Annotated in this window: 15 protein-coding genes and 1 tRNA gene; 2 read left to right on the forward strand and 14 right to left on the reverse strand. The window is 71.3% G+C overall.

All coding sequences use genetic code 11. The features are described from left to right. Positions 1 to 46: 46 nt before the first annotated feature. A tRNA-Asn gene (locus HNR02_RS34020) sits at positions 47 to 119 on the reverse strand. A gap of 143 nt (positions 120 to 262) precedes the next feature. Here HNR02_RS34020 and HNR02_RS34025 point away from each other — a divergent pair. Then, a complete protein-coding gene (locus tag HNR02_RS34025; RefSeq protein ID WP_179777688.1) occupies positions 263 to 505 on the forward strand; it encodes a hypothetical protein in 243 nt (80 codons plus the stop codon). 94 nt (positions 506 to 599) lie between these two features. On the opposite strand, the gene lexA is transcribed toward HNR02_RS34025, so the two are convergent. The 4 genes from lexA to dnaG are packed head-to-tail and all read right to left on the reverse strand — an operon-like array spanning position 600 to position 4,456. Continuing rightward, entirely contained in the window at positions 600 to 1,253 is a 654-nt protein-coding gene (gene lexA / locus HNR02_RS34030) for a transcriptional repressor LexA (RefSeq protein WP_179777689.1), read from the reverse strand. A gap of 17 nt (positions 1,254 to 1,270) precedes the next feature. After that, positions 1,271 to 2,026: a trans-aconitate 2-methyltransferase gene (locus tag HNR02_RS34035; protein WP_179777690.1), complete on the reverse strand. Its 756-nt coding sequence runs from the start codon at positions 2,024 to 2,026 to the stop codon at positions 1,271 to 1,273. Between the two features lie 15 nt (positions 2,027 to 2,041). Further along, complete coding sequence (locus HNR02_RS34040) at positions 2,042 to 2,563, reverse strand: hypothetical protein (protein WP_179777691.1); 522 nt, start codon at positions 2,561 to 2,563, stop codon at positions 2,042 to 2,044. 3 nt (positions 2,564 to 2,566) lie between these two features. Next, positions 2,567 to 4,456: a DNA primase gene (gene dnaG, locus HNR02_RS34045; protein WP_179777692.1), complete on the reverse strand. Its 1,890-nt coding sequence runs from the start codon at positions 4,454 to 4,456 to the stop codon at positions 2,567 to 2,569. Between the two features lie 51 nt (positions 4,457 to 4,507). Between dnaG and HNR02_RS34050 the strand changes: the two genes are divergently transcribed. After that, positions 4,508 to 5,452, forward strand: coding sequence for a sigma-70 family RNA polymerase sigma factor (locus tag HNR02_RS34050; protein ID WP_179777693.1), 945 nt, complete (start codon positions 4,508 to 4,510; stop codon positions 5,450 to 5,452). On the opposite strand, the gene HNR02_RS34055 is transcribed toward HNR02_RS34050, so the two are convergent. The 9 genes from HNR02_RS34055 to HNR02_RS34095 all read right to left on the reverse strand — a co-directional run bounded on the left by HNR02_RS34055 (position 5,412) and on the right by HNR02_RS34095 (position 14,655). Further along, entirely contained in the window at positions 5,412 to 5,981 is a 570-nt protein-coding gene (locus HNR02_RS34055; RefSeq protein WP_179777694.1) for a carboxymuconolactone decarboxylase family protein, read from the reverse strand. The two genes, HNR02_RS34050 and HNR02_RS34055, sit on opposite strands and share 41 nt — an antisense overlap. 342 nt (positions 5,982 to 6,323) lie before the next feature. Further along, positions 6,324 to 8,108: a glycosyl transferase gene (locus HNR02_RS34060; RefSeq protein ID WP_179777695.1), complete on the reverse strand. Its 1,785-nt coding sequence runs from the start codon at positions 8,106 to 8,108 to the stop codon at positions 6,324 to 6,326. Positions 8,109 to 8,121: 13 nt separating this feature from the next. Continuing rightward, a complete protein-coding gene (locus HNR02_RS34065) occupies positions 8,122 to 9,237 on the reverse strand; it encodes a serpin family protein (RefSeq protein ID WP_179777696.1) in 1,116 nt (371 codons plus the stop codon). Positions 9,238 to 9,305: 68 nt separating this feature from the next. Further along, the gene (locus HNR02_RS34070; protein WP_179777697.1) at positions 9,306 to 10,547 is read right to left on the reverse strand and encodes a deoxyguanosinetriphosphate triphosphohydrolase; all 1,242 of its coding nucleotides are present in this window, start codon (positions 10,545 to 10,547) and stop codon (positions 9,306 to 9,308) included. 69 nt (positions 10,548 to 10,616) lie between these two features. Next, positions 10,617 to 11,249: a YdcF family protein gene (locus tag HNR02_RS34075; protein ID WP_179777698.1), complete on the reverse strand. Its 633-nt coding sequence runs from the start codon at positions 11,247 to 11,249 to the stop codon at positions 10,617 to 10,619. A gap of 25 nt (positions 11,250 to 11,274) precedes the next feature. Beyond that, a complete protein-coding gene (locus HNR02_RS34080) occupies positions 11,275 to 11,880 on the reverse strand; it encodes a response regulator transcription factor (RefSeq protein WP_179777699.1) in 606 nt (201 codons plus the stop codon). Next, positions 11,877 to 12,998: a sensor histidine kinase gene (locus HNR02_RS34085; RefSeq protein WP_312861282.1), complete on the reverse strand. Its 1,122-nt coding sequence runs from the start codon at positions 12,996 to 12,998 to the stop codon at positions 11,877 to 11,879. Before HNR02_RS34085 ends, HNR02_RS34080 begins: the two co-directional genes overlap by 4 nt. Positions 12,999 to 13,012: 14 nt before the next feature. Further along, positions 13,013 to 13,741 carry an ABC transporter permease gene (locus tag HNR02_RS34090; RefSeq protein WP_179777701.1) on the reverse strand — a complete coding sequence of 243 codons (729 nt, stop codon included), beginning with the start codon at positions 13,739 to 13,741 and terminating at the stop codon, positions 13,013 to 13,015. Beyond that, entirely contained in the window at positions 13,738 to 14,655 is a 918-nt protein-coding gene (locus tag HNR02_RS34095; protein ID WP_179777702.1) for an ABC transporter ATP-binding protein, read from the reverse strand. Before HNR02_RS34095 ends, HNR02_RS34090 begins: the two co-directional genes overlap by 4 nt. Positions 14,656 to 14,748: the final 93 nt, after the last annotated feature.

Below are 14,748 nucleotides of genomic sequence, written 5' to 3' on the forward strand. Positions count from 1 at the left end.
GATGTCAACAGGGCCCCGGATGATCTCCGGGGCCCTGTTTGCGCTGCTCCCCCGGCTGGACTCGAACCAGCAACCCTTCGGTTAACAGCCGAATGCTCTGCCAATTGAGCTACAGGGGAATGCTCTGTGCCGCCCGGATCGCTCCGGGCTGACGGGATGAAACTTTAGCTCATGCGCGATCGCGCTCCGCAAGCACCCCCCGGCAGTTCCGCGGGTGTTGGGGGACAATGAGTGATCGAGCCGGAGACACCAGGAGGCGGGCATGAAGACTTTCCTGCTCGGCGCGGCCGTCGGGTACGTACTCGGGGCGCGGGCGGGTCGTGCGCGGTACGAGCAGATCGTGCGGACCTACCGGGCCGTCGCCGACCATCCCGCGGTGCAGGGCGCGGCGGGCGTCGTTCGGGCGAAGGTGGGAGAGAAGGTGGGTGACAGGCTGCCGTTCGGGCGATCGGGCGGTGGGCCGGACGGGCATCGGGGGCGGGAGGCGAAGGCCACCCAGCCGTGACGGGCGGCCGGGGCGCGGCGGCCCGGCCCCCGGTACCGTTAATGCCAAGACCCCGGTGCGCCTCTGACTCACGCGGCCGGGGTTTTGCCAGCCCTCACACGCTGCGCAGCACCGACACGACGGCCCCCAGGATCACCGCACGATCGCCGTCGATCACGTCATACGCCGGGTTCCTCGGCTCCAGGTAGACGTGGCCGTTGCGGCGCCGGTAGACCTTCACCGTCGCTTCTTCGTCGATCATCGCCGCCACGATCTGGCCGCTGTGGGCCTCCGACTGCTGGCGCACCACCACGATGTCACCGTCACAGATGGCCGCGTCGATCATCGAGTCACCTCGAACGCGCAAACCGAACACCGTTCCGCGGCCCGTCAGCTCGCGCGGGAGGGTCAGGGTGTCGTCGAGCTGCTCGATCGCCGAGATCGGGGTCCCGGCCGCGATGTCGCCCACCACCGGGACCGGAACGGAGTCCGACGAAGCCGCGCCCGACGAAGATTCCAGGAAGGCCCGCACGTCGATCGGCCTCGACACCGTCGCGCTGCGGCGCAGGAAACCCTTCTCCTCCAACGCCGCGAGGTGCTTCGACACCGACGACGAAGATCGAAGGCCCACCGCCTCGCCGATCTCACGCGTGTTCGGCGCGTACCCGAACCGGTTCACCCAATCGCGGATCGCGACCAGGATCTGCTGCTGCCGCTCCGGCAACGACGCCGCGTCCAGGTGCTCGAAAAGATCGTCGTAGGAGGTCACCAGCGGATGTTAGATGCTCACACCCGCGCCACCGCGAACACCCGCCGGAACGGGAACCACGTCGTCCCATCGGGTCGCGGCGGATATGCCTCGCCCAGCATCGGCGCCAGCTCCGCACGGAACCGCCGCCACTCGTCATCGTCCAGAGCCGACCGGATCGGGCGAAGCGCCGTGCCGGTGACCCACTCCAGCACCGCGTCCTGCCCGCTCAACCGCTGGATGTACGTCGTCTCCCACGCGTCCACCACACAACCCGCGTCGGCGAACAAGGTCGCGTACTCCGACGGCGCATCGACCGCCTCGACACCCCGCAGCGCACCCACCCGCGAGGACCACGTCTCCCGTGAAGCCAGCTCACGAACCAGCGCGTGCGACGGCGAGTCCATGTTGCCCGGCACCTGCATCGCGAACCACGCCCCGCGCGGCAGCTCGGACACCCACCGGCGCAGCAGCGCACGGTGCTCCGGCACCCACTGCAGCACCGCGTTCGTCACCACGACATCCGTGTCCGGTGCAGGAGACCACTCCCGGACATCGGCAACACGCGCATCGATCCCCGCCTCGCGGGCCGCCGCGACCATCTCCGGCGAGCTGTCGATCGCCTCCAGCGCAGCGCCCGGCCACCGGGCGGCGAGCGAGCGCGTCAGGTTGCCCGGCCCGCAACCCAGGTCCACCACCCGCCGCGGCTCCTCGCACGCAATGCGGCCGATCAGATCGTAGAACGGGCGTCCTCGCAGGTCAGCGTAGTCGAGGTACTTCGCGGGATCCCACACAGTACGAGCGTACTGCTAAGCCTCGGGGTGCGCCAGCTTCGCCGCGGCCTCTCGCGCGATGGCCGCGACGACGTCGGCGTCCACTCCGGCGTCCGGACGGGCCTGCAACACGACACCGTCCCGCCCCGGCAGTTTCCGCTGCACGAACCACACGCCACCACTGGTCAGCTCGGCCCGATGACGTGCGCGGATCGAGCCGTCCACCCGCTGGCGGACCAGCCACGGCACCTTCCCCGGCCGCGCCAGCGCGAACCGCACCGGGTCACGGTCCCGCAGCACGACCGCCGCCCCGGCCGTCCCGGTCTCCTCGGCCTCGACCACCGTCAGGGTCCCGTCACCCCAGACCGCCTTGCTCACCAGGTGCCAGCCGATCCGTCGCGCCCGCCCCTCCGAGGGAACCCACAGCCCCAGTTCGGTGACCACCAGGTGGCCCCCGCCCGCGACCGCGGCGGAACCCAGAGCGTTCTCCGACGCCTCCAGCTCGCCGGGGAAATCCTCCGGCAAGGGGTCGCCGAACAGCCGTCGCCACCACCGCATGGCTCAGCCCAGCCCGCCGATGGCCTGCACCTTGAGCGCCTTGCGGTACTCCTCCAGCGCGACGAGGTCCCCGAACAGCGCGCGGTAGTCGTCGGCCGCCTCGATCGGCGACAGCCGCTGCAGCCGGGACTTGATCTCGGCGATCTGCCGCCCGACCAGATTCTCCTGCACCGCGGCGATCATGCTGCCGATGTAGTGCCCGTCGGCCTCTCCCCTGGCGCGCAACGGTTCCACGGCCAGTTCCGACAACAGCGACCGCACGGGGCCCTCGGCCGTGTGCGGGCTCGCGGCGTCGATCAGCGCGGGACCGGCCAGTCCGCTGCTCGTGCCGCCCGCCTTGAGGACCGCACGATGCACGGCGACGTACGCGGGGTGTGTGAACGCTTCTTCGGGCAACGCGTCGTACTCCGGCCCCGCGTAGGCCGGTTCCTGCAGCGCCGCCTTGAGCACCTCGCGCTGCGCCATCAGCCGCGGGTCCTTCGGGTCCGGTCGCGGCACGTCCGCCGCCGGTGTCGCGCCGTTCACGCGCTGCGGCTGCCTGCGCCCGCCCGTCCTGACCGCGCCGCCGTTGCTCTCCCGCACCCGCCGCACGACCATGGCCTCGTCCTGCCAGCCCACCCACCACGACAGCTTCGTCGCGTAGCCGTCCCGCTTCGCCCGGTCCTTGATCCGCGCCACCAGCGGCACCGTGCGCTGCAGCGCGGCGACCTGGCCGTCGACCGAGTCCAGGTCGTACTCGCGCAGGATGCTGCGGATCGCGAACTCGAACAGCGGCGTCCGGCGGGCGACCAGATCGCGCACCGACGCCTCACCCTTGGCCTGCCGAAGGTCGCACGGGTCCATGCCCTCGGGCGCGACCGCGATGTAGGTCTGCCCGGCGAAGGTCTGCTCCCCCTCGAACGCTTTCAGCGCTGCCTTCTGGCCCGCCTCGTCGCCGTCGAAGGTGAAGATGATCTCGCCGCGGAACGCGTCGTCGTCCATCAGCAGGCGGCGCAGCACCTTCATGTGATCCTCGCCGAACGCCGTCCCGCACGAGGCGACCGCCGTCGGCACCCCCGAGGCGTGCATGGCCATCACGTCGGTGTAGCCCTCGACGACGACCACCTGGTGCCGTTTGGCGATCTCGCGCTTGGCCAGGTCGAGCCCGAACAGCACCTGCGACTTCTTGTACACCGGGCTTTCGCTGGTGTTGAGGTACTTGGCCTGGATCGGGTCGTCGTCGTGCAGCCGCCGCGCGCCGAACCCGACGACATCGCCGGACAGATCGCGGATCGGCCACACCAGCCGCCGGTGGAACCGGTCGATCGGGCCCTGGCGCCCCTCCTTGACCAGCTGGGCCTTGAGCAGCTCGGTCAGCTCGAACCCGCGGTTGAGCAGGTGCTTGGTCAGCTTGTCCCACCCGTGCGGCGCGTAGCCGCAGGTGAACGTGCGGGCCGCGGCCTCGTCGAAGCCGCGCTGGGCGAGGAACTCGCGCGCGGCCTGCGCCTCGGGCGTGCGCAGCTGCTCGGCGTAGAACTCCGCGGCGACCTTGTGGGCCTCGACCATCCGGGTGCGCGTGCCGCGATCGCGCTGGACGCTGCCACCGCCCCCCTCGTAGGTGAGCCGGAACCCGACGCGGTCGGCCAGCCGCTCGACCGCCTCGACGAACGGCAGGTGGTCGATCTTCATCAGGAACTTGATGACGTCGCCACCCTCGCCGCAGCCGAAGCAGTGGAAGGTGCCGTGTGTGGGGCGGACGTTGAACGACGGCGTCTTCTCGTCGTGGAACGGGCACAGCCCCTTGAGCGCTCCCCCACCGGCGTTGCGCAGGGCCACGTAGTCGCCCACGACCTCGTCGATCCGGTTGCGCTGCCGCACCTCCGCGATGTCACTGTCCCGGATCCGGCCTGCCACGAGGACCAGTCTAGTGACCGGCGGGACCGGGTCGTACGGCACACTCGGTCCGTGAACACGCTCGATGACCTCGCCGCGGAGTTCGCCGGGCTGCGCGCGCACCTGACCGCCGTGGCCTACCGGTTGACCGGCTCGGTGAGCGACGCCGAGGACGCGGTGCAGGAGTCGTGGCTGCGGCTCGCCGCGCTCGACGGGGACCGCCGGGCGGAGATCAAGGAGCTGCGTGCCTGGCTGACGACGGTAGTCGGACGGATCTGCCTCGACCGGCTGCGCTCGGCGACCACGCGCCGCGAGACCTACGTCGGTCAGTGGCTGCCGGAGCCGATCGTCACTGCACTGGGCGCGCCGCCGTCGGAGGACCCGCTGGAGGCCGCGGTCCGCGACGAGGGCGTGCGGATGGCGGCGATGGTCGTGCTCGACCGGCTCACCCCCGAGCAGCGGGTCGCGTTCGTGCTGCATGACGCGTTCTCCGTGCCGTTCGACGAGATCGCGGACATCCTCGGCATCAGCACGGCGACGGCGCGGCAGCACGCGTCGCGGGGACGGCGTGCGCTCGACGACGCGCAGCCGCCCGCGCGCGCGAGCATGGCCGAGCAGCAGGAGGTGCTCAACCGGTTCGTGGCGGCGCTGGTGTCCGGCGACGTGCGGGCGCTGGCCGAGGTGCTGCACCCCGACGTCGTGCTCATCGGCGACAGCGACGGCAAGGCCAAGACGACCGCGCGGGTCATGGTCGGCGCCGACAAGATCATCCGCTTCTTCACCGGCCTGCTGCGGATGTACCGGCCGGGCGCGCTCACCTCCGGCCGTCCGGTGCTGGTCAACGGCGATCTCGGGCTCTACCTCCCGCCGTCCCCCGGTGGGGAGGGCTACCGGGACCTGGACGCGCACCTGCAGACCATGACCATCCGGGACGGCCTGGTCGTCGCGGTCTACGACCAGGCCAACCCGGACAAGCTCACCCGGGCAGCGGAACCCGGCACGCGTCCCCGGACGTGAAGCCCTGGTCGGTGATGTCGAGCGCGCTGTTGGTGCGGGCACGCAGGTTCTCCAGGCCGATGAGGTAGGTCAGCTCCCACAGCCCGGCGCGGCCGAACTCGCGTTCCAGCTCGGCGACCTGCCCATCGGTCACGGAGACCGGGGTGTCGGACATCGCGTCGGCGTAGGCGAGGGCGAGCCGTTCCTGGTGCGTGAACAGGTCGGACGTGGCGTAGTCGTCGATGTTTTTCAAGCGCTCGATGTCCAGGCCGTGGTGCTTCTGCAGCATCGTGCCGAAGTCGACGCACCACGAGCAGCCCAGCCGCACGGCCGTCCGGTACTGGGCCAGTTCCTGGATGTTGACCGGCAGGTTCTTGACCGCCTTCGCCACGAGCAACTCGTGGATCCCGCTGGCCCGCAGCAGGGCCGGCTGGTGCGCGGCGACCGCGAACGGCTCGGGCACCGCGCCGAAGCGCCGGATCGCGAAGCGGTACAGGAGCTTCGTGAGCAGGCCGGCGTCCTTGGTGGCTACGACGGGGATGCGTGGCATGGTCCCTCCTCGGATGGTGGTTCTACCGAGGGGACGAGACGGCGCGGCGGGGTGTGACAGCGAGGGTGCGGGAGCCGCAGCAGACCGGCTGGGTGGTCATCCCGCTGGTGGCGTGGGCGGCCGGTAGTCGGTCGCCTTGGGTTCGACCTCCCCCGCCCCTCATTGCGGAGTGCTTTAGTCGCTGAGCAGCGACCAAAGCGGGCTAGAGATGAGGGTGGGGGGAGGTCCGGGCAGGGTGTAGGCCGGCTTGCGTTGCCGGGTGGCGGTCCCGGAAGGGCAAACACGCCAGCGGGAACGGCCAACACGGCGCCCGGAGCGGCCAACACGGGCGTGTTGGCCGGATCAGCTTCGCAGGGCGCGCACGTCCCAGACCCAGACGCCGTCCACGTACTGGGCGGAGCCGCCGAGCAGCTGGTCAACGGTCTGGTGCAGGGCGTTGCCGTTGGTGACCGGGGCCAGCACGACGGCGTCGGCCTTCCAGTATTTCAGGTCCTCGACCGCCTGGGCACGCTGATCGACCGTCACCTCGGGGACCTGGCCGTCCTCACGGACATCGGCCAGCAGCTTCGCCGTCGGGCGCTCCACGGCCCCGTACCGGCCGCGCTTGTCACCCGGCCCGCTCGGGCCGACGAAGTACCCGTCCGCCAACGGAAAGCCCAAGTCGGCCTCGACCTGCCAGGTCAGGGCACGTGCGTCGCCACTGCCGGGCAACGGCACGACGACCACCGAGCCGTCACTGACGTACTGCTTCCACGCCCCGTCCGCGAAGAACACGGGCGTCTCGGGGCGGATGTAGGTCTTCAACGGCGTCGGTGCGACCGGGAGCAGCACCGCGACCAGCGCGCCCAGCCACAGGAAACGCACCGGCAGGTCGCGGTCACGGAAGGACGGCGCCGCCTGGAACACGCGGTCCGTCGCGATCGCCAGCAACGCGGCGACGGCCGGGATGCAGCCGATGGCCAGCCTCGACTCCAGCAGCGAGTCGAACAGCGGCAGCTCCGCCAGCAGCTTCCACGGGCCGGGAATGCCGGTCTCCTCGTGGTTCACGATCAACTGGACGCCCAGCGACAGCCACGCCATCAGGAACATCGAGATCGCGATCGCGCGCGCGACCACGTTGCGCCACAACCAGATCGTCAGCACGACCATCAGCACGATCAGCGGCCAGCCGAAGAACGCGTTCTCCTCGGTGCGGTTCATCGACACGTCGGCCGCCGCTTCGGGCGTGCCCCCGATGGACTCGGTCGCGAACCGCGTGAACGCCGCGGTGTCGTTGCCGACCGAGCCGTGCTCCAGTGTGCGGTAGCTCTGCGGGCCGAGGAACTGCCACCACAGCGGGTAGATCGCGATCGCGACCGCAACGACCGCCGCGATGACCAGGCCACCGGCCATCGGCTTGACCATGCGCAGCGCCTCGCGCGGACGCGACGCGGCGTAACCGGCGGCGAACAGCACGAACGCCATCATCATGATCAGTAGCGGTTCCTCGCCCAGGAACACCTGGTAGGCGAGCATCAGGCCGAGGATGATGCCGTCGCGCACCGGCCGCTGCCCCTGCGCGAGGCGGATCAGCCGCATCACGATGAACGGGATGAGGAACAGCACCACGAAGTTCGGGTGCGCGTTGCCGTGCGAGATCATCGCCGGCGCGAACCCGCAGAACGCGCCGCCGATCGCGGCCGCCGTGCGCGAGCCGACCAGATGCCGCGAAAACACCCAGTACCAGGCGATCGACGTGCCCGCGAGACCACCGGTGAGCGCGATCGCCCAGGTCACGGTGGGGCCGAAGAGCTGCGTGATCGGCGAGAGCGGGATGCTCAGGCCGAACATGGCCGTGTTGGCCATCAGGTTCACGCCGTCGGGAAAGTTCTGCAGATCGGTGCCCAGCGGGTTCTGCCAGGTGAACACCGAGTGGGCGGCGACGGCGAAGAACCATTCCCACATGTTCTGGTCCTGGCCGCTGTTGTACATGTAACCGCCGCGGGTGAGGTTGACCCACAGCCCGGCGTAGAGGATGAACGCGGCGATGACGTAGAGACCGATGACCAGCGCGTCGGCGCGGCCGAACCGGCGCCGTTTCTCGTCCACCTCGGGCACGACCTCGGGCGCCTCCAGCAAAGCGGTCACTTCTTCTTCACCCTCAGGGCTCGACAACGCGGGCGAAAAAGTAGACCACACCCGTGCGGGCGTGCCGCACGAGGAGCAGGAAAGGCCGGTCGACGCGCACCTCGACCGGATCGGACGGGCGGACCATGGACAGGGTGCGGATCATGACGGCGGTGGCCGCGGCGCCCTCCAGGCCCTGTTCGTCGAGCTTGAGGACGGACTGGTGCTGCACGGCCGAGACGTAGGCGCGCGGATCCGGGGTGAGGTTGCCGAGATCGGCTTCGCCCGCCTGGAAGAGGGTCCGGACGCCGAGCCGCCGCAGGGCGCCGGTGAGGTCGGACGGCACGTCCAGGCCGATCTTCGGCAGGTGCAGATCGACCTGGGTCTGTTTCGGCGCGGCGAGGAGGTCCGCGAGCCGGTCCGCGTCGAGATCCGGCTCCTGGTTCGCGAGGTCGTCGTCGGGCAGCAGGACGGTCGCGGTGACGCCGCCGGCGCCGGGCAGCTCGACGACCTGCCAGCCGTCGGTCCGGGCGTGGCCGAGGCGCTCGGACTGGCGCATCATCTTCACCCGGCGCGGTCCGCCCGGGCTGTGGAACTGCTCGTCGCGGGTGTTGGCGTCGCGGAACGGGTGCTGCCAGGCGGCCTTGAGGTAGAGGGCGTTGACCAGGCTCGCGACCGTGTTCGCGTCGACCGAGCCCGGGGGCAGCAGCTCCGGGATGAGATCGCGGGTGGTCTCCGCGATGTCGGCGTTGATGGCCCGGCGGGCGGCCTCCGGATCGGCGACGAACGGTGCGGATTTGCTGCTCGCGCCCGGCCAGCCGCCGAGGTCGGCCAGGAAACCGTCGTGGACGGGCAGCTCGTCCCAGGCCCACAGCGTGTTCGCCACGGCGAGCACCGGGTTCTCCTGACGGCCGCCCTCGTCGAGGGTGGCCGCGGCGCGGAGCAGGTCGGCCTGCTTGGCGATGTCCGGGTCACCACCGGTGAGCAGCCGCAACAGCTCCTCCGCGGCGGGGCCGCGCGCGGCCTGGGCGGCCAGGCCCAGCGCGCTGGCGATCGAGTACGGCGAGACAACCGAGCCGCCCCCGCCCTCGGCGACGACCCGGTGCACCGCGAGGCTGAACTTCAGATGCTCACGTTCCGGCGTGGTCACGCTCCCGACGCTACCGGACGCGCCGTGCGGCGCCGGTGACGTGCGCGACCGGATGACGAGGACAGCGCTCAGTGGCGGCCGGTGTGCCAGCGGTGCCAGGCGTGGGCCTGGGCGTCGGTGAGGGAGGCGACCTGGTCGATGGCCACACGCAGGCGGGCGGGGTCGTCGGCGGCCGCGTGCCACGCCGGGTGGAAGGCGGCCTCCAGGGGCTCCGGGCCGCGCTCCACCAGGATCGTGACCAGCTCGGCGAGCACCTGACGCTGGCCCTCCTGCATGGACAGCCGCCGCGGATCGCTCATCACGTAACGCAGCGCGAGCGCCTTGAGCAGCGCGACCTCGGCCGCCACGCGCTCCGGCATCTCCAGCGTCGCCTCGTAGCGGGTCAGCGGACCCTCACCGTAGGCCGCGCGCGTGCCCGTGACCGCTGCCGAGGCGAAGCGGCCGACCAGCTCGCTGGTCATCCGTTTCAACGCGGTCTGCGCCGGGTCGAAGCCGGGACGCGCCACCTCCGCGACGACCGGCAGGTCCAGCAGGTCCCGCGCCGCGCCCTCCAGCGCGGACACCGACAGCCGCGAGAAGTGCTTCGCGGCCAGCCCGGCCACCGCCGCCCGCTCACCCGGATCGGCCAGCACGGACAGTGAGATGCGGCCCGCCAGCACCCCGTCCTCGACGTCGTGCACGGAATAGGCCACGTCGTCGGCCCAGTCCATGATCTGCGCCTCCAGGCAGGTGCGGCCTTCCGGCGCACCATCCCGCATCCAGTCGAACACCTCCCGGTCGTCGTCGTACACCCCGAACTTCGCCGCGCCCGCCCGCCGCGGCCACGGGTACTTCGTGGCCGCGTCCAGGCACGCGCGCGTCAGGTTCAGCCCGGCCGATTCGACCTTCGGCTCCAGCCGGGTGAGGATGCGCAGCGTCTGCGCGTTGGCCTCGAACCCGCCGCACGCCTGGCCCACGTCGTCGAGCGCCTTCTCGCCGTTGTGCCCGAACGGCGGGTGCCCGATGTCGTGCGCCAGCCCCGCCGTATCCGCCAGGTCCGGGTCGGCGCCCAGTTCCTCGGCGATGCCACGGCCGATCTGCGCGACCTCCAGCGAGTGCGTCAACCGCGTGCGGGGCACGCCGCTGACCTCGGCGCCCTCCCCCGGCCCGACGACCTGCGTCTTGCCCGCCAGCCTGCGCAGGGCCGCGGAATGCAGCACGCGCGCCCGGTCACGCGCGAACGCACTCCGCCCGTCCGGCCGCGACCCGGTGAGCGCCGCCCCCTTGGGCGCCTCGCCGAGCCACCGCTGCTGATCGTGCTCGCTGTACACCCCGCAACTCTACGGGTACCCACCGACAGTTTCCGGTCCACGCGGCGACGAGCAGGCGAAATGGAGACGTCAGCGCAGCCCGGTGCCGCCGATGTCGTCGGCCGGGGTCTTGGTCAGCCGGTAGAACAACAGGGCGCCGGTCTCGCGGTAGATGTAGGCGAACTGGGTTTCCCTGGTCTGCACGATGGGCCCGCTGTGGGTCGGCGAGGTCCAGGTGTCCATTCCGGAGTCATCGGCCATGATGCGGGCGCGCAGCGAGTGCCACGGGTCGCTGACGAGCACCGCCGTGTGCCAGCCGCGCTCGTCGAACGTGTCCGCGACCGCGCGGAGGCTGCCGAGCGTGTCGCTGCCCTCGCCGACCGCCACGGTGTCCTCGCTCGGCACGCCCTGTTCGACCAGCCAGCCCGCTCCCGCCGAGGCTTCGGTGTAGTTGTCGCCCTCGCGGTTGCCGCCCGCGGTGACGATCCGGTCGGCGACCCCGTCCTCGTAGAGCTGCATCGCCTTCCGCAGACGGGACTGGAAGATCGGCGACGGTTTCCCGTTGTACTGCGCCGCTCCGAGCACCACGATCGCGTCGGCGTGGTGGCGGTCGTCCTCGCGCGCGACCTGCCACACCCGGAACGCCGTCCCGCCCGCCACCATCACGAGCACCAGGACCGTGCCCAGCACGGCCCGGCGCGTCCAGCTCACCCGATCACCCATCCCGGTCATCCTCGCAGACGGCCCGTCACAGCCAGCCCCGCTCCTCCGCCAGCCGGACGGCTTCGGCGCGCGTGCGGGCGCCCGTCTTGCCGATCGCGGCGGACAGGTGGTTGCGCACGGTCCCTTCGGACAGATGCAGGCGACGTGCCACATCGGACACCGTGCCGCCGTCGCTGGCCGCGAGCAGCACCTCGTGCTCGCGCGGGGTCAACGGGCTCGCCCCGGTGGCCAGCGACTCGGCGGCCAGCGCCGGGTCCACCACGCGCAGTCCAGTGTGGACCCGACGGACGGCGTCGACGAGTTGTTCCGGCGGCGAGTCCTTCACGACGAACCCCGCGGCGCCCGCGGCCATCGCGCGAGCCAGGTAGCCGGGGCGGCCGAACGTCGTGCACACGATGATCCGGCACGAGGGCAGCGCCGTGTGCAGCTCGGCGGCCGCGGTGAGCCCGTCCTTGCCGGGCATCTGGACGTCGAGCAGCGCCACGTCGGGCGCGCTCTCCTTCGCCGCCGCCAGCACCTCGTCACCCGAGCCGACCTGGCCGACCACCTCGATGTCCGGTTCCAGTCCCAGCACGGTCGCCAGCGCGCCGCGCACCATCGCCTGGTCGTCGGCCAGCAGAACGCGGATCACGACACCTCCACCGGACGGTCCGCGAGGACCTCCGCCCGCAGTCCGAAACCTTCACCGGGCCGCGCCCGGACCTGCAGCGTGCCACCCACCTGCGCCAGCCGCTCCTCCAGCCCCCGCAGCCCGTTGCCGGCCACCCCCGGCTCCACTCCCCGGCCGTTGTCGGTGATCTCCAGCCAGTTCCGGCCCAGCCGCACCTTGACGCGGCTCGCCCCGGAATGCCGCAGCACGTTCGTCACCGCCTCGCGCAGCACGTACCCGAACGTCGTCTGCAGCTCAGGGCGCACGTTGTCCACGGCGCTGGGCAGGTCCGCCTCGATCTCGGCGGCACGCAACGCCGTCCGCGCCCCCACCAGCTCCGCCGACAACGACACCTCCCGGTACTCCGACACCGTCGCGCGCACGTCGGACAGCGCGCTGCGGGCCAGTCCTTCGACCTCCCGGATCTCGGTGACCGCCCGCTCCGGGTCCGCCGCGCTCTCGATCAGCCGCCGCGCCAGGCCCGCCTTGACCGCGATCGTGGTCAGGCTGTGGCCGAGGATGTCGTGCAGGTCGCGGGCCAGCCGTTCCCGCTCCGCGCCAACCGCCAGCGCGGCGATCTCCTCGTTGGCCCGCCGCAGCCGCCGCACCGTCTGGGACAACCGGCCCAGGAAGAACATCGCCGACGTGACGCCGACAACGGTCCCGAAGTCACCCGGCACGCTGGACAGGCCGGCGTGCAGGAGCACCAGCAACCCGGCTCCGGCGATCGTGAGGCCGTCGAAGAGCAGCACCCACCCGGACTCCAGCGACAGCGCGATGACGACCGTCGTGTACAGCAGGATGTAGACGGTGGCCCCGGCGGCCAGCACGGCCAGCCCGACGACGACCATCGCCGTGGCGAACGTCAGCCGCACCCACCTGGGCTGGTGGGGCAGCAGGAGGAACGGGAACGTGAGGTAGCAGACCCCGTAGACGACGAGCAGGCTGATCAGCAGCGGCCCGCCGTGCTGCGCGGTCGGAACGGCGCCGGGGAGGTAGAACACCGCCCCCAGCACGGGCCAGCGCCGCATGAAGGACGCCGGCCTCGGCTGGCCGGTGACCTTCCCGGCCCACCAGCCGGCCCTGTCGTCGGTGTCCACCGTGCTTCTCCCCATCACACCCGTGCGGAGTCCTTACGGTAGCGCCGGACCACGACGATCCCGAGCGCGACGGTCCACACCGCGAGCCACAGGACGGACTGCCCGAGGCCGCTGCTCAGGTCGGTGGTCACCGCGCCCCGCCCGATCTGTCCCATCCAGTAGGTGGGCAGCACGTGCGAGAACTGCAGGAGCCAGTGCGGCATCGCGTCGATGGGGATGAAGATCCCGCCCAGCAGCGCCATCGGCAGCATCACCAGCTGGGTGATGGGCTGGACCGAGTCGGCGGTGCCGATCTGCCCGATGAGCAACCCGATCAGGGCGAACGGGATGGCCGCGAGCCACACCCCCAGGGTGACCCGCAGCCATCCCCCCACCCCCAGCGACACCCCTTCGGCCAGCGCACCGACCAGCGGCACGAGGACCACCGGGGCGATCGCGAGCGCCAGGCCCGTCGCGGCCTTGGCGGTCAGGTAACCGGCGCCCGACAACGGGGTGAGCCGCAGCTGCCGCTGCCAGCCCGCTGTGCGTTCGATCGCCACCCGCGTGCCGACGAACAGGGCCGACGCCATCGCGCCGAACGAGGTCATGCTGACCATCAGCACCGCGATCACGTTCGTGTCGCCGCCGCCGAAGATGCCGACGTAGAGCATGAACAGCAGCACCGGGAAGGCGACGGTGAAGATGAGGAACCGCGGCGAGCGCAGCACCCGCCGGATCTCCAGCGTCAGGAACTTGAGGCTCATCGGTCGTTCTCCTCGTCGGCGGTGAGGGTCAGGAAGGCGCCTTCCAGCCCGATCGCGGTGATTTCGATGTCGTGGGCGTCCGGGAAACGGGCCAGCACGGCGCGCAGGGTCGTGTCCGAGTCCCTTGTGGACACCGCGATCCGGCCGCCGCGGACCTCGTACTCGGTGACCCCTGGCAGCGCGGCGACCTCGACGGCCGTGGCACCGGGCACGACGGCCCGCAACGTGCGGCCGCTGGCCAGCGCGCGCACCTCGGCGACCGAACCGTCCGCCACGATCCGCCCGGCGCGCATCAGCACCACCCGGTCGGCGAACTCCTCGGCCTCCTCCAGGTAGTGCGTCGCGAACAGCACGGTGCGGCCGGTGTCGGTGTAGGCGTGCATGGACTTCCAGAAGTCCCGGCGGCTGGACACGTCCATGGCGGCGGTCGGCTCGTCGAGCACCAGCAGGTCCGGATCGCTGACCAGCGCGACGGCGAACCGCACGCGCTGCTTCTGGCCCCCGGAAAGCTTGGTGCCGCGCCGGTTCGCGAGGTCCTCGATGCCCGCGCGCCGCAGTGCCTCGGCGACCGGCATCGGCTTGCGGTGCAGCGACGCGATCATGCCGACCATCTCGCCGACGGTCGCGTCGTCGAGCAGGGCGGCGCCCTGCAGCATCGCGCCGATGGCACCGCGGGCGACAGCCTCGGCGGGCGCGGCGCCGAAGATCGATACCTCACCGGAATCGGGCCTGGTCAGACCTAGCATCATATCGACCGTGGTGGACTTGCCCGCGCCGTTCGGGCCGAGCAGCGCGACCACCTCTCCCGGCGCGATGGCGAGGTCGACCCCGTCGACGGCACGCACCTCGCCGTAGTGTTTGCGCAGGCCCGTCAGCCGCACCGCGGCCCGGGTCGTGGTCTGTGCTCCGTTCATGTCCTCAGCGTCCCGCCGCGGCGGGAGTGTCCCGCAGGCCGGGAGTCACGACCTGACCATGACAAGCGTCAGGGTCCCCTCCCAAATGTGGGA

It is taken from the genome of Amycolatopsis endophytica, from assembly GCF_013410405.1.
Classification (GTDB): domain Bacteria; phylum Actinomycetota; class Actinomycetes; order Mycobacteriales; family Pseudonocardiaceae; genus Amycolatopsis_E; species Amycolatopsis_E endophytica.